Annotated in this window: 21 protein-coding genes and 1 pseudogene; 17 read left to right on the top strand and 5 right to left on the bottom strand. The window is 67.8% G+C overall.

All coding sequences use genetic code 11. The features are described 5' to 3' along the window. The first annotated feature begins 215 nt into the window (after positions 1–215). From MLP_RS09625 to MLP_RS09580, 12 genes and pseudogenes are all read left to right on the top strand, one after another. Positions 216–1,037 (top strand): LamB/YcsF family protein, encoded by an 822-nt coding sequence (locus MLP_RS09625; RefSeq protein ID WP_013862873.1) that lies wholly within the window; start codon positions 216–218, stop codon positions 1,035–1,037. Then, complete coding sequence (locus MLP_RS09620; protein ID WP_013862872.1) at positions 1,034–1,729, top strand: 5-oxoprolinase subunit B family protein; 696 nt, start codon at positions 1,034–1,036, stop codon at positions 1,727–1,729. Before MLP_RS09625 ends, MLP_RS09620 begins: the two co-directional genes overlap by 4 nt. Then, a pseudogene (locus tag MLP_RS29465) lies at positions 1,722–2,096 on the top strand (hypothetical protein); the annotation flags it as partial. The gene MLP_RS09620 and the pseudogene MLP_RS29465, both read left to right, overlap by 8 nt. Beyond that, entirely contained in the window at positions 2,003–2,623 is a 621-nt protein-coding gene (locus tag MLP_RS29460) for a 5-oxoprolinase subunit C family protein (RefSeq protein WP_013862871.1), read from the top strand. The pseudogene MLP_RS29465 and the gene MLP_RS29460, both read left to right, overlap by 94 nt. Continuing rightward, positions 2,610–3,365 (top strand): SDR family oxidoreductase, encoded by a 756-nt coding sequence (locus MLP_RS28925; protein WP_013862870.1) that lies wholly within the window; start codon positions 2,610–2,612, stop codon positions 3,363–3,365. Before MLP_RS29460 ends, MLP_RS28925 begins: the two co-directional genes overlap by 14 nt. A gap of 305 nt (positions 3,366–3,670) precedes the next feature. After that, positions 3,671–4,615, top strand: a complete 945-nt coding sequence (locus MLP_RS09610; RefSeq protein WP_013862868.1) for an aminotransferase class I/II-fold pyridoxal phosphate-dependent enzyme — start codon at positions 3,671–3,673, stop codon at positions 4,613–4,615. Positions 4,616–4,678: 63 nt separating this feature from the next. Beyond that, complete coding sequence (locus MLP_RS09605) at positions 4,679–5,353, top strand: 4-carboxy-4-hydroxy-2-oxoadipate aldolase/oxaloacetate decarboxylase (protein WP_013862867.1); 675 nt, start codon at positions 4,679–4,681, stop codon at positions 5,351–5,353. Between the two features lie 597 nt (positions 5,354–5,950). Next, positions 5,951–7,153, top strand: coding sequence for an ISAs1 family transposase (locus MLP_RS09600; RefSeq protein ID WP_013862866.1), 1,203 nt, complete (start codon positions 5,951–5,953; stop codon positions 7,151–7,153). 13 nt (positions 7,154–7,166) lie between these two features. Continuing rightward, a complete protein-coding gene (locus MLP_RS09595; protein ID WP_013862865.1) occupies positions 7,167–8,477 on the top strand; it encodes an MFS transporter in 1,311 nt (436 codons plus the stop codon). 236 nt (positions 8,478–8,713) lie between these two features. After that, complete coding sequence (locus tag MLP_RS09590; RefSeq protein ID WP_041789769.1) at positions 8,714–9,169, top strand: hypothetical protein; 456 nt, start codon at positions 8,714–8,716, stop codon at positions 9,167–9,169. Further along, entirely contained in the window at positions 9,166–10,218 is a 1,053-nt protein-coding gene (locus tag MLP_RS09585; RefSeq protein ID WP_013862112.1) for an IS3 family transposase, read from the top strand. The genes MLP_RS09590 and MLP_RS09585 overlap by 4 nt, the downstream gene beginning before the upstream one ends. A gap of 131 nt (positions 10,219–10,349) precedes the next feature. Continuing rightward, positions 10,350–11,822 (top strand): aldehyde dehydrogenase (NADP(+)), encoded by a 1,473-nt coding sequence (locus MLP_RS09580; RefSeq protein WP_041791852.1) that lies wholly within the window; start codon positions 10,350–10,352, stop codon positions 11,820–11,822. Between the two features lie 69 nt (positions 11,823–11,891). Here the strand turns inward: MLP_RS09580 and MLP_RS09575 are convergent, their stop codons facing one another. The 3 genes from MLP_RS09575 to MLP_RS09565 all read right to left on the bottom strand — a co-directional run bounded on the left by MLP_RS09575 (position 11,892) and on the right by MLP_RS09565 (position 14,961). Beyond that, complete coding sequence (locus tag MLP_RS09575; RefSeq protein ID WP_013862863.1) at positions 11,892–13,007, bottom strand: GTP-binding protein; 1,116 nt, start codon at positions 13,005–13,007, stop codon at positions 11,892–11,894. Continuing rightward, on the bottom strand, positions 13,007–13,285 hold the full coding sequence (locus MLP_RS09570; protein WP_013862862.1) for an HU family DNA-binding protein: 279 nt from the start codon (positions 13,283–13,285) through the stop codon (positions 13,007–13,009). The genes MLP_RS09575 and MLP_RS09570 overlap by 1 nt, the downstream gene beginning before the upstream one ends. 86 nt (positions 13,286–13,371) lie before the next feature. Further along, entirely contained in the window at positions 13,372–14,961 is a 1,590-nt protein-coding gene (locus tag MLP_RS09565) for a bifunctional NAD(P)/FAD-dependent oxidoreductase/class I SAM-dependent methyltransferase (protein ID WP_013862861.1), read from the bottom strand. A 78-nt stretch (positions 14,962–15,039) separates the two neighbouring features. Between MLP_RS09565 and MLP_RS09560 the strand changes: the two genes are divergently transcribed. Further along, positions 15,040–15,597 carry a helix-turn-helix domain-containing protein gene (locus MLP_RS09560; RefSeq protein ID WP_013862860.1) on the top strand — a complete coding sequence of 186 codons (558 nt, stop codon included), beginning with the start codon at positions 15,040–15,042 and terminating at the stop codon, positions 15,595–15,597. Between the two features lie 105 nt (positions 15,598–15,702). Here the strand turns inward: MLP_RS09560 and MLP_RS09555 are convergent, their stop codons facing one another. After that, positions 15,703–16,905 carry an NAD-dependent formate dehydrogenase gene (locus tag MLP_RS09555; RefSeq protein ID WP_013862859.1) on the bottom strand — a complete coding sequence of 401 codons (1,203 nt, stop codon included), beginning with the start codon at positions 16,903–16,905 and terminating at the stop codon, positions 15,703–15,705. Between the two features lie 205 nt (positions 16,906–17,110). On the opposite strand from MLP_RS09555, the gene MLP_RS09550 reads away from it, so the two are divergent. The 4 genes from MLP_RS09550 (at position 17,111) to MLP_RS29205 (ending at position 19,834) form a co-directional block, all read left to right on the top strand. Then, complete coding sequence (locus tag MLP_RS09550; protein ID WP_013862858.1) at positions 17,111–18,043, top strand: LysR family transcriptional regulator; 933 nt, start codon at positions 17,111–17,113, stop codon at positions 18,041–18,043. Positions 18,044–18,240: 197 nt separating this feature from the next. Next, a complete protein-coding gene (locus MLP_RS09545) occupies positions 18,241–19,464 on the top strand; it encodes an OFA family MFS transporter (RefSeq protein WP_013862856.1) in 1,224 nt (407 codons plus the stop codon). A gap of 45 nt (positions 19,465–19,509) precedes the next feature. Continuing rightward, positions 19,510–19,653 carry a hypothetical protein gene (locus MLP_RS28920; protein WP_231851443.1) on the top strand — a complete coding sequence of 48 codons (144 nt, stop codon included), beginning with the start codon at positions 19,510–19,512 and terminating at the stop codon, positions 19,651–19,653. Positions 19,654–19,699: 46 nt separating this feature from the next. Further along, positions 19,700–19,834 carry an MFS transporter small subunit gene (locus tag MLP_RS29205; RefSeq protein WP_269453382.1) on the top strand — a complete coding sequence of 45 codons (135 nt, stop codon included), beginning with the start codon at positions 19,700–19,702 and terminating at the stop codon, positions 19,832–19,834. Here the strand turns inward: MLP_RS29205 and fdhD are convergent. After that, a complete protein-coding gene (gene fdhD / locus MLP_RS09540; protein WP_013862855.1) occupies positions 19,824–20,738 on the bottom strand; it encodes a formate dehydrogenase accessory sulfurtransferase FdhD in 915 nt (304 codons plus the stop codon). The genes MLP_RS29205 and fdhD overlap by 11 nt on opposite strands. Positions 20,739–20,741 lie beyond the last annotated feature (3 nt).

Genomic DNA, 20,741 nt, shown 5'->3' with positions numbered 1-20,741 from the left:
ATCTCTTGCCGCGCTCTTGCGCGAAAACCCGTCCCGGCGCAGACCACCGTACCGGCATTGCACGCATCACACCTGGTCAAACAGCCATAGCAAAATCTGATGACGTCACAGATATTCCGTCTTACCCACTGTCGGCGATTCCTCATAGCGTACGTTCCGGCGCGTCCGGCTATTCCCATGTCATATCTCCCGGGCGGCTGAAAGGTGCATGTGCGATGACGAAGATCGATCTTGTCGCCGACCTCGGCGAGAGCTTCGGCGCCTGGTCCATGGGTGAGGACGAGGCCGTCTTGGAACTGTTGACCTCGGCCAATGTCGCCTGCGGTTTCCATGCCGGCGACCCGCGCACCATGGACCAGACGGTCGCTCGCTGCGTGGCCCGCGGCGTATCGGTCGGCGCCCACCCCAGCTTCCCCGATCTGGTCGGCTTCGGCCGACGCCAGATGGATCTCACCGCGGATGAGGTCCGCACCGACGTCATCTACCAGATGGGCGCGCTGGCCGCCTTCGCGAAGGCGCACGGCACCTCGCTGACCCACCTCGCGCCACATGGCCGGCTCGGCAACCTTGTCGCCACTCGACCCGACTATGCCGCCGCCGTCGTCGACGCCGTGCTCGCCGTCGATCCCAGTCTGGTCATCCTGGCCCAGGACGGCTGTCTCGCCGACGAGGCCAACCGGCGTGGGGTCCGGGTCGGGATCGTCGGCATCGCCGACCGCGCCTATCAGGCCGACGGCACCCTGGTGCCACGCAGTCAGCCCGGCGCCGTGATCCACGATGTCGAGACCATCGCCGCCCGAACCGTGCAGATAGTCACCGAGGGCTATCTGTACGCCGTTGACGGGACCCGCGTGGAAGTGCGGGCAGACACGGTGCTGCTGCATGGCGACAACCCGGAGGCCGTGGAGAACGCGCGCGCCGTCCGTGCCGCGCTGGAAGCGGCCGGTGTCACCATCGCGCCGCTGTCCGAGGTCCTCGCCGAGCGCTACGCCGCCGAGAATCGCGACGCCGAGCGGCGCGATCCGGCTCTGAGATGAGCGTCCTGGTCAGCGACTGCGGGGACGCGGCGGTCCGGGTCACCTTCCAGACCGACGACCGCAACCACGCCTGGCGGTCGGCGCACCGGCTCAGCACTTGGCTGGATACCCATCGTGACCGGCAGCAGCTGCGCGGGACCATCGCCACGTACGACGCCGTCCTGGTGGAGTTCGACGCGAGTCGCACGGACCACGACATCGTCCGCTCGCTGATCGACATCGCCTTGGGAGAGCGCATCGACGAGACCTCAGGTCGCCCACCACGGCAGTTCGACGTGCCCGTCGTCTACGGCGGCGAATATGGTCCCGATCTGCAACACGTCGCCGAGCAGCAGGGCCTCTCCGCCGCGGAGGTCGTGGCGCTGCACACCGCAGGGCCGCTGACCATGCGGTGCTACGGCTCCCCGGCCGGCGCACCGATGCTCGACGGTCCGGCGTTTCCCCAACCGGTCCCTCGCCTCACCAGCCCACGACCACATGTCCTGGCCGGGGCGGTGTCCGTGGCCGGTCGTCAGGCCGTGGTCTCGGCGCGGCCCGCACCGGGCGGCTGGTGCGTGATCGGCCGGACGCCGCGGCAGCTGATCGACCTGGACCGTACGCCGCTCGTCCCGTACGCCCCCGGAGACACCTTCCGGTTCTTCTCGATCTCGGCCGATGAGTGGTCCAGCTATGCCGGTGCCCTAGATGGCTGAGTCCATCGCTGCCCACCTGAGGATCGACCGACCCGGGCTGAGCTGCCTGCAGGATCTCGGTCGCCAGGAGGGCTCGCGGATCGGACAGATGACCGGCGGCGCGCTCGATCAGTACTCGGCTGCGATGGCCAACACCCTCGTCGCCAGCCCGTCCGAGGCGCCGCTGATCGAGCTGGTGGCGCACGACTTCGCCGCGACGACAGACACCGACCTGCTGATCGCGGTCACCGGCGCCGATGCGGACGTGACCATCGACGGCCGCCCCCAGCAGCAGTGGGAACCGATCCTGTGGCCGGCGGGGAGCCAGCTGGCGATCACCAGGATCCGGGCCGGGCTGCGGGTCTATCTCGGTGTCCACGGCAGCGTACGCGCCCCGCACCTGCTCGGCAGCTGCGCACCCGACACGGTGCTTGGCTTCGGCGCGGTCTTCGCGGCCGGCGAGTCGGCCCCAGCAGCAATCACATCGGCCTACGCCTCGGCCGCACCGACCAGGGGCCGATCCCGCATCGGCAGACCCGCACCGAGGTACTGTCCCGCGGAGTCCCGATCGGTGCCGTCGAAGTGCCCGCCGGAGACGAGATCCTCATCCTCCACCGGGGTCGCGGAGTCACCGCCGGCTACCCGGTCCTTGCCGTCGTCACCACCGTCGGATTGTCCCGGCTCGGACAGGCCCGGCCCGGTGACACCGTACGTTTCCGGCCCGTCAGCACCGCGACGGCCATCGCGGACCTGCGCCGGCAGCAGGCCCATCTGCACGACGTCGGCACCCGCGTACGAACCGCCTTCACCAGTCTCGCCAGTCTCAACAGCCCTACGCGGTCCCCGCTATCCGCCCCCCAGCTCCAGAGCCCCACCGATCACCGAACCGTTGGAGAACCGCATGAGCTTCACTGACTACCGCAGCGCCCTCGTCACCGGCGCCAACACCGGCATGGGTGCCGCGATCACCCAGATGCTCACCAAGCACGGCCTGACCGTCTACGGTCTGGCCCGCGACGCCGGCCGACTCAAGGAGGTGGCCGACCGGACCGGCATGGTTCCGCTCGCCGTCGACCTGACCGATACCGCCGCTCTGACGGCGGCGGTCTCCGGTCTCGAGATCGACGTCCTGGTCAACAACGCCGGGGTCTCGGCCACGGGGAACATCCTCGACGCCTCCGAGGCCACGGTGGACGCCATGATCGACGTGAACCTGCGCGCCGTCCTGCATCTGTGCCGTTTGCTGCTGCCGGGGATGGTCGAGCGCGACCTCGGTCACGTGGTCAACATCAGCTCCATCGCCGGGCTCTACAACTTCTACGGCCACACCGCCTACCACGCGACCAAGGCGGCCGTGCACCAGATCTCCCGGCAGCTGCGCAACGACACGATCGGCAAGCGCATCCGGGTCACCGAGATCTGCCCGGGCCGGGTCGAGACCGAGATCTTCGGCCGCAATCTCGGCGGCACCCCGGAGGCCATGCAGGAGGCCTGGGAGACCTACTACCAGGGGTACGAGTCGATCACCGCGGACGACATCGCCGCCACCATCGAGTTCGCCATCGAGGCACCCCGGCACGTCAACCTCGGGCTGATCGAGGTGTTGCCGACCTTCCAGGTTCCCGGCGGCCTGGAGTTCATCCGCCGCACCGACTGAGCATCCCCGACCTCACCCATCCACCCACGTACCGGAGTTGATCATCGTGTTCCACCCAGCGGGCCGCGTCCGACGGATCCGTGAATCCGCCAGCGTCGCCGCAGCCCAGCGCGTCCGCGACCTCAAGGCCGAGGGCCGCACGATCCTCGACCTCACGGTCGGCGAGCCGGACTTCGACACCCCGGACCACATCAAGGCCGCAGCGGTGGCTGCGATGGACGCCGGGCTGACCAAGTACACCGCCGTCAACGGCATCCCACCGCTGCGCGAGGCCATCCTGCACCGTTTCGCCACCCGTACCGGATTTGTCCGTCGGCGCGCGGAACCTGACCATCGGGGGCGGGGCGAAGCAGGTCATCTTCCTGGCGTTGATGGCGAGCGTGGAGGCCGGGGACGAGGTCATCATCCCGGCTCCGTACTGGGTGTCCTATCCCGACATGGTCCTCGCCCACGACGGCACCCCGGTGATCGTGGACTGTCCCGAGGAGGATGGGTTCCTGCTCTCCGCCGCCCAGCTCGAACAGGCGATCACCCCCGCCACCAAGTGGGTCATCCTGAACGCCCCGGGCAATCCCTCCGGGTCGGTGTACTCCCGCGAGCAGCTGAGCGAACTCGCCGCGGTGCTACGACGTCATCCTCAGGTCCTGGTGCTTGCCGACGAGATCTACGACGAGATCGTCTTCGGCGAGCGGCCCATGCCGACCCTGCTCGGCGTCGCCCCCGACCTGGCCGACCGGATCCTGAGCATCAACGGGGTCTCGAAGGCGTACGCGATGACCGGCTGGCGGCTGGGCTGGGGAGTCGGCGAACCGGGCCTGATCGCGGCCATCAACAAGCTGCAGTCCCAGAGTTCTTCCTGCCCCTCCTCGATCAGCCAGGCCGCGGCCGTCGCCGCGCTGACCGGCGACCAGAGCTTCGTCACCACGTCGGTAGCCAGCTATCGCCGGCGCCGTGACCTGTTCCACAACCTGCTCAGCGACATCGCCGGGCTCGAACCGGTGCTACCCGCCGGCGCGTTCTATCTCTTCGTCCGTTGCGCCGGTCTGCTCGGCCGGACCACGCCACAAGGCCGCCTGCTGACCAGCGATCAAGACGTCGTCCTGTACCTGCTCGAGGAGGCCTCCGTGGCCACCATCCAAGGCTCCGCGTACGGGGTCTCGCCGTACTTCCGCTGCTCCTACGCCACCTCGGAATCCGTGCTGACCGACGCGGCCGCCCAGATCGCCGCCGCCGTCGCTGCACTCCGGTAGCCAGCGCACCGACCACCGCCCCGCATTCGCCCAAACCCCAGCGCAAAGGAGAAGGACCGAGCCATGGTCCATGTCACGAACAAGATCGACCGAACCGACCCCGAGATCGTGCGGCAGCTGGCCGCGTTCTCGGCCGCCACCATTCACGAGGCCCAGGGCCGCAAGGGTGCAGTGGACTCCGCGATCAAGCCGATCGACCGCGACATGTCCTTCTGTGGCACGGCCTTCACCGTCGTCTGTCATCCCCGGGACAACATCATGTTGCAGGTGGCGATCAGCTACGCCCAGCCTGGTGACGTCCTCGTCGTCTCCTCCGGCGACCAGCCGGCCGGGCAGTTCGGCGACGTCCTGGCCAACGCCTGTGTGGCCCGGGGGATCGCCGCCCTGGTCACCGACGGTGGTATCCGGGACAGCCGGGAGATCCGTGACCTCGGCTTTCCCGTGTTCTCCAAGTTCATCTGCATCCAGGGCACCGTGAAGGAGTCCCTGGTGCCGATCAACCAGCCCCTCGTGTTCGGCGGGCAGCTGATCTATCCCGGCGACGTCGTCAAGGGCGACTGCGACGGGGTGGTGATCGTACGCCGGGCCGACGCCGCCGCAGCCGTGGACGCCTGCCGGGCCCGCGACGAAGCCGAAGCCGGCTACATCGAGCGTTACCGGGCCGGCGAGACCCCGCTGGAGGTGTCGAACCTGACTGCCGTGCTGCAAGCCAAAGGCCTCACCACCGACCTGGCCTGACCTGCCCGACTGGTCCTGGTGGTCGGTGCCGGCCGGACACACGAAATCGGACTATGCCGGCTCCTTATGACGGCACTCGAAATCCGTCTTACCACCCCGACGACCTGAATCCTTAAGGTCTTGCCAACCCGATCACCACGGAAAGGGGGAATGGCAGCGAGTAGATCGCCCGCGAATGCGCCGGCGACCCCCGATCGGCTGGGGCGGCTGTTGGTCGATGCTTCCGCGCGAAAGGCCCCGCGGTCGAAATGCGTCCGCAATTCCAAAAGCCGACCGTACCAGGCATCTCATGAACACTAAGGGCAACCACATGAAAAACAAGGCACGATTTCGCGGCCAATTCCCGCGGACTCCCTGCAGACCGCGGACGCTGGCGTACCGCGGGTCCTACCGACCGCCAATGGAGGCGAAATGACGTCAACTGCAATGCACAAGAAGACTCCGGCCCGGGCAGCGGTCAGGGCTTGTTCAAAGTCGTGGTTGCGGCGTGGTGTCGGGTTGACACGCCATGGGTGAGGTATAAGCCGGGCGGGCACGGTGGATACCGGGATCGTGGTGGGTGCTTGACGTCCACTGCCGATCGATCGGAGTCCTGCCGTGCCCGCACCCGTATCTTCTCTCATCCCGGCCGCTGATGCGCTGCGCGCCCATCAGGTCGAACCCGGTCACGGTGTTCCGGTCGAGGTGTGGGAGGTGTTGTCGATCATCACCGATCCGCGGGGCCGGCGGGGCCGCCGGTATGAGCTGGCCACCGTGCTGGTGGTCGCGTTGGCCGCGGTGGTCGGCGGATCACGGAGTCTGGCTTCGATCGCCGGATGGGCAGCGGATCTGCCCACCTGGCATTGGCCACGGTTGGGGATCACCCGGCGGCCGCCGAGCCTGTCGACGATCCGCCGGGTGCTGTTGCGGGTCGACCCGGAGGTGGTGGACGCGGTCCTGCACGCCTGGCTGGCCACGCTGACACCGGTCTCGTCGCGGTGGCGGGCGGTCGCGGTGGATGGCAAGACCTGCCGCGGCGCCCGCGGTGTGGATGGGTCGAGGGTGCATCTGTTCTCGATCGTCGACCATGCCACCGGGGTGCCGTTGGGGCAGGTCAACGCCGGCGGGAAAGATCATGAGATCGCCGCGTTCGCGGCGGTGTTGGACCGGATCAACCTCAACGGCGTCATCGTCACCGCCGATGCTCTCCACACGCAACGTGGCCATGCCCACTATCTGCACCGGCACGGCGGCCGGTACGTCTTCGTGGTGAAACGGAACCAGCCCACCTTGTACGACCAGCTCGCCGGGCTCCCGTGGAGCAAGGTGCCGGTCGCTCATCGTGTGGTGGAGAAAGGGCATGGGCGACGGGAGTCCCGTACCCTGCAGCTGACCGGTGTCCGGGCCGGGATCGGGTTCCCGCACGCCCGGCTCGCCGGCCGGATCGTGCGGAACCGGACCGAGACCGCCACCGGCGAGACCACGCAGGAGATCGTCTATGTGGTCACCAGTCTCGGCTGGTCAGACATCGCCCCGGCCGACCTCGCGACCTTGGTCCGTGGTCATTGGAGCATCGAGAACAAGGTGCATTGGGTGCGTGATCTCACCTTCGACGAGGACCACTCCACCGTGCGCACCGGCACCCTGCCCCAGCTGATGGCAACCCTGCGCAACACTGCGATCGGACTCCTCCGACTCCGCGGGAAACACACCAACATCGCCGCCGCGACCCGCAGCCTCGGTCGCCAAACCGGCCAACTGCTCGACCTGATCGATCACGCCCAGGTCACACCAGTCACAACAGAATCAACTTTGAATTGACCCTGGGGCAGCGGTGGCTTCCTGGGTCGGCACGACGCTGGAGTACTACGACTTCGCCGTGTACGGCACCGCATCGGCGCTGGTGCTCAACAAGCTGTTCTTCCCACCGGAACTGCCCCAGGGCGTCGGCGTGCTGCTCAGCATGGCGACCCTCGCCGTGGGCTACGTGGTGCGCCCCCTCGGCGCCCTCATCCTCGGGCCACTGGCCGACAAGTTCGGCCGCAAGTTCGTGATGATGCTGACGCTGTTCGGCATCGGTGGCTGCACCTTCCTGATCGGCTGCCTGCCGACGTTCCACACCGTCGGCGTGATCGCCCCGATCCTGCTGGTCGTGATCCGCATCCTCCAGGGGTTGTGTGTCTCCGGTGAGCAGGGCAGCGCGATCACCATGAGTCTCGAGCACTCCAACGACCGGCACCGGAGCTTCACCACGAGCTTCACCACCAGCGGTGCCTCCGCCGGCACTCTGCTCGCCACCGCAGTCTTCATCCCGTTTGCGGCACTCCCCGAGGAGGTGCTGCTGGGCTGGGCGTGGCGGGTTCCGTTCTGGCTCTCGTTCGTGGTGGTGATCGCTGCATACCTGATCCGGCGCAAGCTGGAGGAGCCCCCGTCGTTCATCGAGAACTCCGAGGTCCAGGTCAACATCACCCCGCTGAAGCAGGCCGTCCAGTTCCACTGGCCCGCCATCATCCGGGTCGCAGCCTGCGCGCTGATCGCCGGTGCGAGCTATGTCTTCGCCAGCTTCTCGGTCGCCTTCGCCACCAACGGGTACAAGCTGGACAAGCCGACCATGCTGCTGGTCCCGGTCATCGCGAGCGCGCTCGCGCTCGGCGTGACTCCCCTGGCGGGGCTCGCGGCGGACAAGATCGGTCGCAAGCCCACGTTCCTGATCGGGGTCTTCGGAGCCGGAATCATGACCGTGCCCTACCTGTGGTCGATCACCACGGGCAACTGGACGCTGATCTTCCTGTTGGGCATCATCTGCAACGGGTTCTTCTACTCGACGGCCAACGGCGTCTGGCCGGCGTTCTATGCTGAGATGTTCCCGAGCCGGGTGCGCGTCTCCGGACTCGCGGTGGGCACCCAGATCGGCTTCGCCATCGCCGGCGCCGTCGGCCCGGTCGCCTCGACCGCGCTGGCGGGTCCCGACCTGTTGGGCTGGTTCGGTCCGGCCATGCTGACGATCGCGTTGATGGCGATCTCGGCCACCGCCGCGCTGACCGCCAAGGAGACCCGCAAGTACACCCTGGACGAGATCGACGAGGTGAAGCAGAGCGATCGCGAGAAGGCTGCCGTCGCCGCTGCGACCGTGGTCCCGGCGTGAGATCCACTCCCTGATCTAGGGAGTTGTCCTCGCCCATCGCAGGGTGCTGCACGTCTCGCGGAGTCATGGTTCTCGAACATCGAGAACCATGACTCCGCGATGTCGTTTGTGCGCAACCAGGGTAATTCCCACTTCGCACCATCTAGAGTCACTGCGCACTACGCCCACCCTCCCTGCCAACCTGGTCATGAGACAGATGGTGTGCAGTGGTTGGGGCGGGGGAAACGGAGTATCTGATGATCAGTGTCGAGCCGGGATTGACCTTGGCGGGGCAGCGGTCGTTCTCGATCGCGTATCGGTTGGAGTTCTTACGGGAGTGGGATGCTTGCCGTGAGCGGGGCGCGAAAGCGCGGCTGTTGCGGGAGAACGATCTGGCCCATGCGACGGTGCGGCGGTGGATCCGGGCGCGGGATTCAGGTGAGCTGGAGGAGTCGATGAGCAAGGCGTCGAAGCCGGGTCGTGCCTCGGCCAGTGTCGAGCGGGCCGAGCTGGCCCGGTTGCGGGTGGAGAACGAGCGGCTCCGCCGGCAGGTCGCGCAGGCCGAAGCGGCGCAAGACATTCTGGGAAAAGCATTCGAGCTCTTGCAGGGGATCAACGAGAGCTCGCAGAACGAGGAGGACCCGCAGATCCCGCCGGCGTTGATGAGCGCCACCGAGTACGCCGCCTGGCTGAAGCGACACAGGTTGTCGTGACCGACACCGTGACCGGGCTGGTCGAACGTGCTGGTGTGACGGTTGGTCGGGGGTGTCAGCTGGTCGGATTGGCCCGATCGTCCTACTACCGGGTGGCCCGCGGTTATCGGCACTATCGGCCGGTCGCAGCACCGGTGCCGCATACGGCCCGGGTCCAGCCGGCGGCGTTGACCCCGGCCGAACGGGACCAGATCATCGCGGTCTTGACCGAGATCGACGACACCGGCGAGCCTGATGCCGATCAGCAGGCATGGGCAGCGGATCTGTCGGTGCAGCAGGTCTACTGGCGTGCCTTCGACGCCGGCCTGGTCGGCTGCTCGCAGCGCACGTTCTACCGGGTCGCCGCCGGTCAGCAGCTGGTCGGTGACCGCCGCCGCGGCGGGCATGGCCGGCACGGCAGCCACGGCCGCAAACCCCCGGCGGTGGCCGCGACCCGGCCGAACCAGCTGTGGTCGTGGGATGCCACCGAGCTGGCCGGACCCGGCCAGGAACGCTACAAGCTGATGCTGGTCTTGGACGTGTACTCCCGCTACCCGGTCCGGTGGCGGATCGAGTACAGCGAAACAACCCCGGACGCGGTCGAGCTGTTCACCACCGCGATCGCCCAGTACGGGGTGCCGTCCACCGTGCATGCCGACAACGGGTCGGTGATGCGTAGCCACGACCTGGTCGACCAGCTCCACGACCAGGGCATCGTGACCTCCTACTCCCGGCCCCGGGTCAGCGACGACAACCCGTTCTCCGAATCGATGTTCAAGACCATCAAGTACGACCTGTCCTGCCCGGACCGGTTCGACACCATCGAACACGCCCGGGCCTGGACCGAGACGTTCTTGACCCGTTACGCCACCGAGCACCGCCACAGCGGCATCGGGCACTACACCCCGGCCGCGGTCTACCACGGCACCGTCGACACCGACCGTGCCCGCCGCCAAGCCCACCTGGACCGCTCCTGGCAGTCCCATCCCGAACGGTTCCGGCGGCCACCCCGTGCACCAGCCATCACCACCACAGGAATCAACGCACACCTTCTGTCTCAGGAAGGTTGACAATTTCCGCCCACCTGGTGCGCAGTCGCAGGAAATGGTGCGAAGTGGGGTGGGGGCAGGGACTGTGATAGCTATGGGCTCACGCCAACGCCGGCAAGGACGTGATGATCGTCGATCGAGGAGGCTCCTGCATGACCACGCCCGTCGGGGTGTCCGACACCACCGAAGAACTGCTCGAGGACGAGCTCCACCAGGCGGAGTCGGCGTACGACGCTTGGTCGCAGACCAGTCGGCAGGATCGCGCCGCCGCGCTGGGGATCGTCGCCGATCGACTCGACCAGGCAGCCGATGAGCTGGTCGCCATCGCCCAGCGCGAGAGCCACCTGGCCGAAGGGCGGCTACGCGGGGAGCTCCGAAGGACCACCTTCCAGCTGCGACTGTTCGGCGAGGTGCTCACCGACGGCGGCTATCTGGAGGCACGGATCGATCACGCCGACCCCGCCTGGCCGATGGGCGCACCGCGGCCCGATCTCCGGCGCCAGCTCGAGCCGATCGGCCCAGTCGTCGTCTTCGCGGCAAGCAACTTCCCCTTCGCGTTCAGTGTCGCCGGCGGTGACACGGCCGCGGCACTCGCTGCTGGTTGCTCCGTGGTGCTGAAGGCCCACCCTGGCCACCCCGAGCTGTCGGTGCGGACCGGTCAGATCGTGGCCGACGCCCTGGCCGAGGCCGGCGCCCCGCAGGGGGTGTTCACGGTGATCCTGGGCGTCGAAGCGGGCGGCCGCGCACTGGCCGATCCGCGGATCAAGGCCGGCTCCTTCACCGGGTCGATCCCGGGCGGGCGGGCACTGTTCGACATCGCGAACTCTCGACCTGACCCGATCCCGTTCTACGGCGAGCTCGGCAGCGTCAATCCCGTCTTCGTCACCCGGCGCGCCGACGCCGCCCGTGGCCAGCAGGTCGCGGAGGAATTCCTTGCGTCGATGAGTCTCGGCGCAGGCCAGTTCTGCACCAAACCTGGCGTACTCCTGGTGCCCGCGGACTCGGCCATCCCGGCAACGCTGCAGCAACTGGCGCTGCCGTCTGCCGCGCCGTTGCTCAACACACGGATCCAGCAGGGATTCCTGCGTGGCCTCGACGAGCTGCTCGCACATCCCCGGGTCACGGCGCTCACCGTGACCGATGGTGCGCTGGCCGACGCCCCGGCTCCCTCGATCCTGCAGACCGACATCGACTCGGTGCTCACCGACCAGGAGGGACTGTTCCGGGAGTGCTTCGGGCCGACGGCCCTCGTGGTCACGTACGCCGATGAGACCAGCCTGCTCGAACTGGCCCGCAGCATCGACGGTCAACTGACTGCGACCATCGTCGGCGAGCCCGATGACGAGATCGCCCCCGAGTTGATCCGATTGCTGGCGAAACGCGCCGGTCGGCTGCTGTGGAACCAGTGGCCCACCGGGGTCTCCGTCACCTATGCGCAGCAGCACGGCGGCCCCTACCCCGCGACCACCGCACCAGGCACCACCTCGGTCGGCACCGCGGCGATCACCCGCTTCCTGCGTCCTGTCGCCTACCAAGGCTTCCCACAGGAGCTGCTGCCGACCGAGCTAAGCGAGGATCTGGGCGCCACAATCCCGCGACTGGTCGACGGAGAACTCCGCAGCTGATCCGACCGGCCGTCAGCTGGCCCCGCATGCCTCGGCCGGGTGCACGAAACCAGCGAGCGGCCCTACCGGTCAGTCGGCCTGGTCCGTCTTTGCACGCTGCGGCACCGGACCCAGCCAGGGCGCGAGGTCGTCCTCGGACCAGCGGCTCGTCGCGATCTCCTCTGGAGTGCAGAGCACGTCCGCGAACGTGGCCCGGACCCGCTCGCGCTCACCCGGCTCGACTCCCGTGATGATCAGCCGACACGATGGAGCCCGCTCCTGCCAGCCCGGCAGACTCCCGATGCTCAGCTGCCCTCCACCGCCGTCCCAGGCGCAGGGTGTATCCGGACGGTTGGGCAGCCACAGATAGCCACGACTCCTGAATCGGCCCAGTGCCAGATCCTCGAGCCGTTCCAACAGCCGTCCAGGATGCACCGGCGCTGCGACATGCAGATCGAGTGACCAGGCCGCGCTCTCGTGCTGCGCGTGGTCGGCCAGCGTGACGTGCAGTGGGTCGATCCGCCGACCGGCGGCCGCGACATCGTGGCGTGCGCCGAACAGCGCCGCCACCTCCACCATCGTCCACTCGGGCCGATAGCGGGACCCGGCCAACTGCCGGAGCACCGCGTCTCCGGGGTCAGCCGCCTCGCCGGTCCCGATGACCAGGTCGGCGTAGTCGATGAGCTCACCGAGCGCTTCGCCGACGGCGCGGCGGTCGTGGCTGCTCATGGCCAGGCCGCGCTCATCGAGCAGATCGTCGCCGAACAGATCGTCAGCCACGCCGGGCCGGTCCACGGCCACGACCACCGAGCTCAGCACGACACCGGTGAGCGAGCCGTCCGCGATCGCCGTGTCGAGCTGCGCGGCCAGTGATCCGACTGGAGCGCCCACCGGCAGGCTCAGCACGGCGCGCTCCCAGTTGCCCTGATCTACCAGGTGCTGCAACGTGCCGATCAGGTCCTCGCGCACCCGGCAGCAGGCGCAGTCCCCCTCGTCGAGCTCATCGAGATAGATGATGCCGCTCGTCCCGATCAGCCGACGGGTGACTCGCGCCGCGTCGTCGAGCAGGACGTGGTTGTATTGCAGGACCGCGACGGAGTCGTCGCCGAGCAGCCAGCCGCCCGCCACTGTGTCGCGAGCGGCCGGGTCGATCGCGGCCAGCACTACCAGGCGCATCGTCGATGCCCCGGTCTCGATACCGCCCATCAGGCCGATTGGACGGCCCGCTTGAGGCGAGCGCCGGTCTTCAGTCGCGCCTGTGGCCCGGCCGGGATGGTCATGGCCTCACCGGTCTGCGGGTTGCGCCCGGACCGCTCCGGTCGCCGCACCACGTCGAAGGTGAACAGCCCCGACCATCTCACCTCCTCGCCTGCGGCAGCCGCGCCAAGCAGCTGATCCTCGAGTCCATCGAGGACCTGGTTGACCACGTCCACGGATTGGTTGGTGGCTCGGGCTACTGCAGCGGCCAGCTCGGTACGGTTCATTGATCGTCCTTTCGTGCTCGCTAGGGCGAGCAGTCTATAGACAACGATTGTCATTACCAAAACTGCTCGAGTGTCGCACGATTCGTTCAGCCAGCCAGCTTCGAGGCTCGCAACACCACGTCGTCGACATGATGACTGGAGGCCGCACCGGGAGGGCGGGGCCGGGTCTCGTTGACCTCGATCCGCCAACCATCGGACTCACCGAGGGCAGCCGCGATCTCCTCGACACCCACGTACGCCCCGGGGTCGAACATGCGGGTCTGCGTCGCCACGTCGACAGGGTCCCGCAAGGGGGTGAGGTCATGGCCGACGACGAGGAGGGTGCCGCCCGGCGCCACCGCCCTCAGCAGATTGCGCAGTCCGCGCTGATCAGGGGTACGGAGAAAGGACCCGTACTGCAGCGACACCAGGTCGTAGCTGTCAGCCCCGAAGGCGTCCGGTGCGTTGGCATCGCAACGAAGGCAGTCGACGACAAGCCCTCTGCGGGCGGCCTCGGCACCCACCCGAGCGAGGGCGTTGCCGGAGATGTCCGCCGCGGTGACCTTCCAGCCACGCTCGGCCAGCCAGAGGGCATCGGCACCCTCGCCCGCACCGACGTCCAGCGCTCGCCCGGGCACCAGGCCCGCCACCTCGGCCACCAGCGTTCCGTTGGGGTTGGCGCTCCAGGTACGTTCCTCGCCGCCGTAGCGGTGATCCCAGTCGCCCTCTTCACCAGAGGGCCGGACACCCGCTGTCACGTCCTCGCCGGCCAGGCTGAAGGCGATCATCGCACCGACCCGACTACCGTGGGCCGCAGCATGCAGCACCTGCATGCTGGGATCGGTCAGGTTGCCGGCGGCGTACAATCCTGGCACGTCAGTCTGGCCGGTCTGGTCGACGACCACCGACTCGCCCATCCCGGTCGGATGCGGAACGGCAGTGACACCGGCAGCCTCGAACACCTCTGCCCGGCCATGGAATCGCGTGCCCGCGACCACCGCGTCGGCATCGAGGGTTCGACCATCCGCCAGTTCGACGCCGGCCAACCTGCCATCGGGTGCGGACGCGATCCTCTCGACCCGGTCTCGGATGATGGGCACTCCCGAGGCAGCCAGGGCCGCAACGACGCCCTCATCGAGGCCGGCGACATCGTGCAGCACGACGGTCAGCCGATCCGTCAGCTGCCGCAGCAGCGGGGTCGGATGCAGGCCCATCGGGTGGGTGACGATCTGCACGACGCGCTGATCACGCATCTCGAAGCCGTGGCAGAACGGACAGTGGAGCACATCCTTCCCCCAGCGCGCCGCCAGCCCGTCGATGTCGGGCAGTTCGTCCACCAGTCCCGTGGCCGCGAGGACCCGACGCGCGACCAGCCGGTGGCCGCCGGTGAGGTCGACCACGAACCTGTTCTCGTCGCGGCGGACCGCGAGGGCTCGACCGAGCAGAATCTCCCCGCCGTACGAGCGCACCTCCTCGCGGCCGATGGCCACGAGCTCGGCGGGGCGGGCGCCCTCGCGCCCGAGGTAGCCGTGCATGTGCTCGGCCGGGGCATTGCGTGGCGTGCCGTCGTCGACCACGATCACGGTCCGTCGTTGGCGTACGAGTTGGAGCGCAGCAGCCAGGCCGGCGGCCGAGCCGCCGATCACCGCCACATCGCAGTGCCGTTCCATGGTGGGAGGTGCAGGATGATCCGTCATGACGGCGAGGCTACGCAGACCTAGGCGATTCTGAAAGACATCTTGCGGAAATCGCAAGACCGGAGTCAGGATGGCCCGGTGAGTACAGTCACCGAGCTCGAGAGTCTGGCCCGTTCCCGGCTGCGCAGTCTGCGCACCACCCTGGGCTACTCGCTCGACGAGTTGGCCGAGCGCACCAAACTCAGCCCGTCGACCATCAGCCGGGTCGAGACCGGCAAGCGAGCGCTGAGCCTCGACGTCTTGGTGCCGCTGGCCAACGCACTGCAGGTGAGCCTCGACGTACTCTTCGAGCTGCCCGGGGACGAAGACGTCGTCATCCGACCCGTACCGCACGACTCGGGCAAGCGCACGTCGTGGCTCCTGAGCCGCCCGGACGGCCGCACGATAGCCATGAAGATGCGCCTCGAACCCTCCACGACTCGGCCCGACCAGCGCGTACATCCAGGACACGACTGGTTCGTCGTGATCAAGGGCCGGGTGCGACTGTGGCTCGGAGAGCGACAGATCGATGTCGGCACCGGCGAGGCCGCCGAGTTCACCACGATGACGCCACACTCGCTCAGCGCCCTGGACCAGCCTGCCGAGCTGATCATGATCTTCGACCGCGAGGGTCAGCGCGCACACGTGCACCAGTGACGCCCGAGTGCGTCCCGGGCTGCGGTCATGGCGACCGGCCCCGCTCGCTGCACCGAGGAGATCAACCCTCCCCGGTGCAGCAGAAGCGGCGCGCGGCTCCCGATCTCAGCCGACCTTGAACTTGGCCGCCTCTTCCGAGCCTGTGGTGGCGTTGCCGGCGCTGTAGGAGTGCGCGCCGACCCCGGCCAACCGGCCGCCGTCGACGACCAGGTACTCATCGCGGATCGGGCGACCCTCGAAGAAGCACTCCAGCACCTCGCGGGTGCCTGCGGCATACCGGGTCTGAGCCGACAACGACGTGCCCGAGATGTGCGGCGTCATGCCGTTGTGCGGCATCTCACGCCAGGGGTGATCCTTCGGCGCCGGCTGCGGGAACCAGACGTCACCGGCGTAGCCGGCGAGTTGGCCGGACTCCAGTGCCCGGACCACGGCATCACGATCGCACAGCTTGCCCCGCGCCGTGTTGACCAGGTACGCCCCCCGCTTGAACAGCTTCAGCGTCTCGTCGTTGATCATGTTCTCGGTCTCGGGATGCAGCGGACAGTTGAGCGTGACGACGTCACACTCACCGAACATGTCCTCCGGCGTCTCATGCCAGGTGAGATCCAGCTCGGTCTCCACCTCCGCCGGCAGCCGGTGGCGGTCGGTGTAGTGCAGATGAGTGCCGAACGGCTTCAGCCGGCGGAGCACCCCCAACCCGATCCGGCCGGCCGCCACCGTGCCGACGTGCATGCCCTCCAGGTCGTAGGAGCGAGTGACGCAGTCGGCGATGTTCCAGCCTCCGTCCACCGCCCATTGGTGCGATGGGACGAAGTTGCGCACCAGCACCAGGATCGACATCATCACGTGCTCCGCGACACTGATCGAGTTGCAGTAGGTGATCTCCGCGACCGTGATGCCCCGATCGATCGCCGCCTGCAGGTCGACGTGGTCCGAGCCGATGCCGGCGGTCAGCGCCAGCTTGAGGTTCGGCGCCTTGGCGATCCGCTCTGCGGTGAGGTACGCGGGCCAGAACGGCTGCGAGATGACGACGTCGGCGTCGACGAGCTCGCGTTCGAACTCCGAGTCCGGGCCGTCCTTGTCGGAGGTCACCACGAGGGTGTGGCCCTGGGACTCGAGATAGTTGCGGAGCCCGAGCTCCCCGCTCACGTCGCCGAGCAAGGTGCCCGGGACGAAGTCGATCGCCTCGGGAGTCGGCAGGGTCTGACCGTCTGGATACCTCTCGATCGTGGGCAGGTCATCTCGAGCGTACGAGGTCGGCTGTCCGTCGACCGGGTCGTCGTAGAGAACGCAGACTACTTTGGCCATGTTCGGTTCCTTCTTTCTCAGTCTCGACATTTTCAGCTCGTCGACGAAGCCGTTGATGGTGACGCTAGGCCGATCGGCCATTCAGATCAACGATTGATTCCGCTTGGGTTGATAGACGGCATCTATCGACAGGCGGCGGCGGTCCTGGTCACGGCCAGCGAGCGGTCACCGCTGAGGCGTACCGTCCTGCCGGTACGGTGACGCCATGTTGCTGCGCCAACTGGAGTACCTCACGGCCCTTGCGCGCGAACGCCATTTCGGTCGTGCCGCCGCGGCGTGCCATGCCACCCAGCCGGCCCTCTCCGCCGGGATCCGCCGGCTCGAGAGCGAGCTGCGAGTCCAGATCGTGCAACGTGGTCAACGATTCGAGGGATTCACTCCAGAAGGCCTGGAGGTGCTGCGCTGGGCTCAAGGCATCGTCGCCGAACGCGAGGCCCTCGACCAGACCCTGGCCGAGATGCGCGGGCAGTTGTCCGGAACTCTCCGGCTCGGCGCCATTCCGACCGCGTTGAGCGTCTCGTCCCTGCTCACCGCCCCACTGCGGGAGCGGCACCCGCACGTCAAATACTCATTGCAGTCGATGGCGTCGCGTGAGATCGTCGACCGGCTCAACGACTTCGACCTCGATGTCGGCATGACCTACGTGGACGGCGAGCCACTGGGTCATGTGCGGGTGGTGCCGCTCTACCGCGAGCGCTACCTCTTTCTCACTCCGGTCGACGGCGAACTCAGCGGCCGCAACTCGCTGACTTGGAGCGAAGCGGCGACGAGCCGGCTCTGCCTGCTGACGCCCATCATGCAGAACCGGCGGATCCTCGACGGCTACTTCGCCGAAGCCGGAGCGAAGGCGAGCCCGATCGTCGAGTGCGACACCATCTCGGCGGTCTACGCGCACTTGTCGGCGATGAATCTGTCCAGTGTGATCCCGCACACCTGGCTGCACAGCTTCGGCGTCCCGCCCGACCTCCGGGTGCTGCCGCTGCCGCGGCCGCGCCGCGCGTTCCACGTCGGGCTGGTCCTCGCCGCGCGGGATCCGCAGTCCATGCTCATTCGAGCCCTCGTCGATCTGGTCACCGATCTCGACCTTCACCGACAGTTCGAGGACGTGCTTCGGCGCCACCGGACCACTGCTCTTTGACCCGACGCCCGCCGCGCCGCTCCATAACCGATTCATCCACACCAGATCAGCCCTCCTCACCCAGTGATTCACCCGTCCGGGGGAAGCCGCAGCCGGCGTACGACTGATGTGCTGGGGCCCGACCCGATCCCCCAGCGGGCTCGTAGTGGCCGGCAGAACCTGCCGACAAAACTGGACCACGTACGAGGAGGTGCGCAGTGACTGCGCTTTCGTTTCTGGACCGCAAACACACCGTGGCGCCGCCCGGATACAGCCGATGGCTGATTCCGCCGGCCGGCCTCGCGATCCACTTCTGCATCGGACAGGTCTACGCGACCAGTGTCTACAAGCAGGCGTTGGTGGATCACTTCAACACCAGCCTCACCGCGATCGGCGTGATCTTCTCGATCGCGATCGTGATGCTCGGCGTCTCGGCCGCCGTCTTCGGCACCTGGGTGGATCGGGTCGGACCCCGGCGGACCATGTTCACCGCAGCCTGCTGCTGGTCGTCCGGGTTCTTGATCGCCGCCCTCGGCATCGCCACCGGTCAGCTGTGGCTGGTCTACCTGGGATACGGCTTCATCGGCGGCATCGGTCTCGGCCTGGGCTACATCTCCCCCGTGTCCACGCTGATCAAATGGTTCCCGGACCGGCCGGGTCTGGCCACCGGGATGGCGATCATGGGATTCGGTGGCGGCGCGATGATTGCGGCGCCCCTCTCCCGGGCTCTGCTCGGCTGGTACGGCGGCGCCTCGCCGGACGGCATGGCGGTGGTGAAACTGTTCGTCACCCTCGCGGTCGTCTACTTCGCGTTCATGATGTTCGGTGTCTTCAACGTCCGGGTGCCGGCACCCGGGTGGAAGCCCGCCCACTTCGACCCGAGCAAGGTCAAGGCGAAGGCGATGGTGACCGACGGCAACGTCTCCGCGGCCAACGCCATCAAGACCCCGCAGTTCTGGCTGGTGTGGACGGTGATCGTGTGCAATGTCACCGCCGGCATCGGGATCCTCGAGCAGGCCGCGAACATGGCGCAGGACTTCTTCCGCGACGGCGCTACGGCGACCTCGACGGTCACCGCCACCGTGGCCGCCGGCTTCGTCGGACTGCTGTCCTTGGCCAACATGGCGGGCCGGTTCGGTTGGTCCTCCGCGTCGGACTACCTCGGCCGCAAGCCGACGTACGTGATGTATCTCGGTGGTGGCATCGTGCTCTACATCCTGCTGGCGCTGGTCGGGTCCAACTCGACCGCGCTGTTCGTGATCATCTGCGCCGTGATCATCTCCTTCTACGGCGGCGGCTTCGCCACGCTCCCGGCGTATCTCCGGGATCTGTTCGGCACCTATCAGGTCGGCGCGATCCATGGCCGGCTGCTGACCGCCTGGTCGACGGCCGGCGTGCTCGGGCCACTGATCGTCAACCGGGTGCTCGACACCCAGGGTTAGCCCGGCGACCTGGTCGCCGGCGACTATCGGCTGGCGCTGTTCATCATGGTCGGTGTCCTCGGGGTCGGCTTCATCGCCAACCTGCTGATCCGTCCGGTCGCCACTCGCTGGCACGAGACCTCCCCGGTCGTCGACGCGGTCGATGCCGCCCACCGTCCGGATTCCTCCCCCACCCGGGTGAGCAAGTGACTTCTCCGACCTCCAGAACCCAGCCACAGCAGGAAGGGCGATTTCGATGAACGCAGCGAGCACCACGGCAACACACGACTACCGGCCCCGGATCGCCGCCTCGTGGACCTTGGTCGGGATTCCCCTGGCCTACGGGCTCTACAACGCAGTCAGTGCAGCCTTGCAGCTCTTCACGGGCTGACCCCGACCGCGGGGTGCCCATGTGCCGCGTCCTCATCGCCGCGTGGGCGCCCCGCAACCATGTCCAGGGCTAAGGATCCGCTAGTCACCAACCGATCTGCTCCCGCGTACACGTTCATCGAGTCGCCGCGCAGGAAGCCGACCAAGGTCAGCCCGCTCTCCTCGGCCAGGTCCACTGCGAGCGACGACGGAGCGGACACCGCAGCCAGCATCGGGATACCCGCCATCACAGCCTTCTGGACCAACTCGAAGGAAGCCCGGCCGCTCACCATCAAGACCGTCGAGCGCAGCGGCAGCATTCCCGCCCGCGACGCGTGTCCGACGACCTTGTCCACGGCGTTGTGCCGGCCGATGTCCTCCCGCAGCACCACCAGTTCTCCGGCCGCGGTGAACAGGCCGGCAGCATGCAGCCCGCCGGTGCGGTCGAACACCCGCTGGGCCGCACGCAACCGATCGGGCAGCACCGCCAAAGTCGCCGGGTCGATCCGGAGCGGATCATCGGCGACCGGCCAGACCGCCTTGGTCCGCACCGCATCCAGACTCGCCTTGCCACACAATCCACAGGACGACGTGGTGTCGAAGTTGCGCTCCAGCGAGGGATCCGGCAGCGGTACGCCGTCAGCCAGCTGGACGTCCACCACGTTGTAGGTGTTGCTGCCGTCGACGGTCGCGCCGAGGCAGTAGCGCACGGCAACGATGTCGGCCGCTCGCCGGACCACGCCCTCGCTGACGCAGAAACCCATGGCGAGGTCGAAATCGTCGCCCGGTGTCCGCATCGTCACGGTCAGCGGCCGACCGGCGACGCGGATCTCCAGCGGCTCCTCGGCAGCCAGCGTGTCCGGCCGTCGCGATCCCAGCCCGGCCCGCAGTCGCAGCACGGGCCGACGTACGGTCACTCGACCCATGGC

The organism is Microlunatus phosphovorus NM-1, assembly GCF_000270245.1.
GTDB classification, from domain to species: Bacteria; Actinomycetota; Actinomycetes; order Propionibacteriales; family Propionibacteriaceae; genus Microlunatus; species Microlunatus phosphovorus.
This window is presented reverse-complemented; position numbering and strand designations above follow the sequence as displayed.

Bases quoted from the DNA above. Each gene is read 5' to 3' on its own strand.
- MLP_RS09565 (WP_013862861.1), bottom strand. From the start codon at position 14,961: ATGACGGATCATCCTGCACCTCCCACCATGGAACGGCACTGCGATGTG.
- MLP_RS28920 (WP_231851443.1), top strand. From the start codon at position 19,510: ATGGTCGGTGTCCTCGGGGTCGGCTTCATCGCCAACCTGCTGATCCGT.
- MLP_RS09550 (WP_013862858.1), top strand. From the start codon at position 17,111: ATGTTGCTGCGCCAACTGGAGTACCTCACGGCCCTTGCGCGCGAACGC.
- MLP_RS09570 (WP_013862862.1), bottom strand. From the start codon at position 13,285: ATGAACCGTACCGAGCTGGCCGCTGCAGTAGCCCGAGCCACCAACCAA.
- fdhD (WP_013862855.1), bottom strand. From the start codon at position 20,738: ATGGGTCGAGTGACCGTACGTCGGCCCGTGCTGCGACTGCGGGCCGGG.
- MLP_RS09580 (WP_041791852.1), top strand. From the start codon at position 10,350: ATGACCACGCCCGTCGGGGTGTCCGACACCACCGAAGAACTGCTCGAG.
- MLP_RS09555 (WP_013862859.1), bottom strand. From the start codon at position 16,905: ATGGCCAAAGTAGTCTGCGTTCTCTACGACGACCCGGTCGACGGACAG.
- MLP_RS09625 (WP_013862873.1), top strand. From the start codon at position 216: ATGACGAAGATCGATCTTGTCGCCGACCTCGGCGAGAGCTTCGGCGCC.
- MLP_RS09590 (WP_041789769.1), top strand. From the start codon at position 8,714: ATGATCAGTGTCGAGCCGGGATTGACCTTGGCGGGGCAGCGGTCGTTC.
- MLP_RS09605 (WP_013862867.1), top strand. From the start codon at position 4,679: ATGGTCCATGTCACGAACAAGATCGACCGAACCGACCCCGAGATCGTG.
- MLP_RS09620 (WP_013862872.1), top strand. From the start codon at position 1,034: ATGAGCGTCCTGGTCAGCGACTGCGGGGACGCGGCGGTCCGGGTCACC.
- MLP_RS29205 (WP_269453382.1), top strand. From the start codon at position 19,700: ATGAACGCAGCGAGCACCACGGCAACACACGACTACCGGCCCCGGATC.
- MLP_RS09575 (WP_013862863.1), bottom strand. From the start codon at position 13,007: ATGGGCGGTATCGAGACCGGGGCATCGACGATGCGCCTGGTAGTGCTG.
- MLP_RS28925 (WP_013862870.1), top strand. From the start codon at position 2,610: ATGAGCTTCACTGACTACCGCAGCGCCCTCGTCACCGGCGCCAACACC.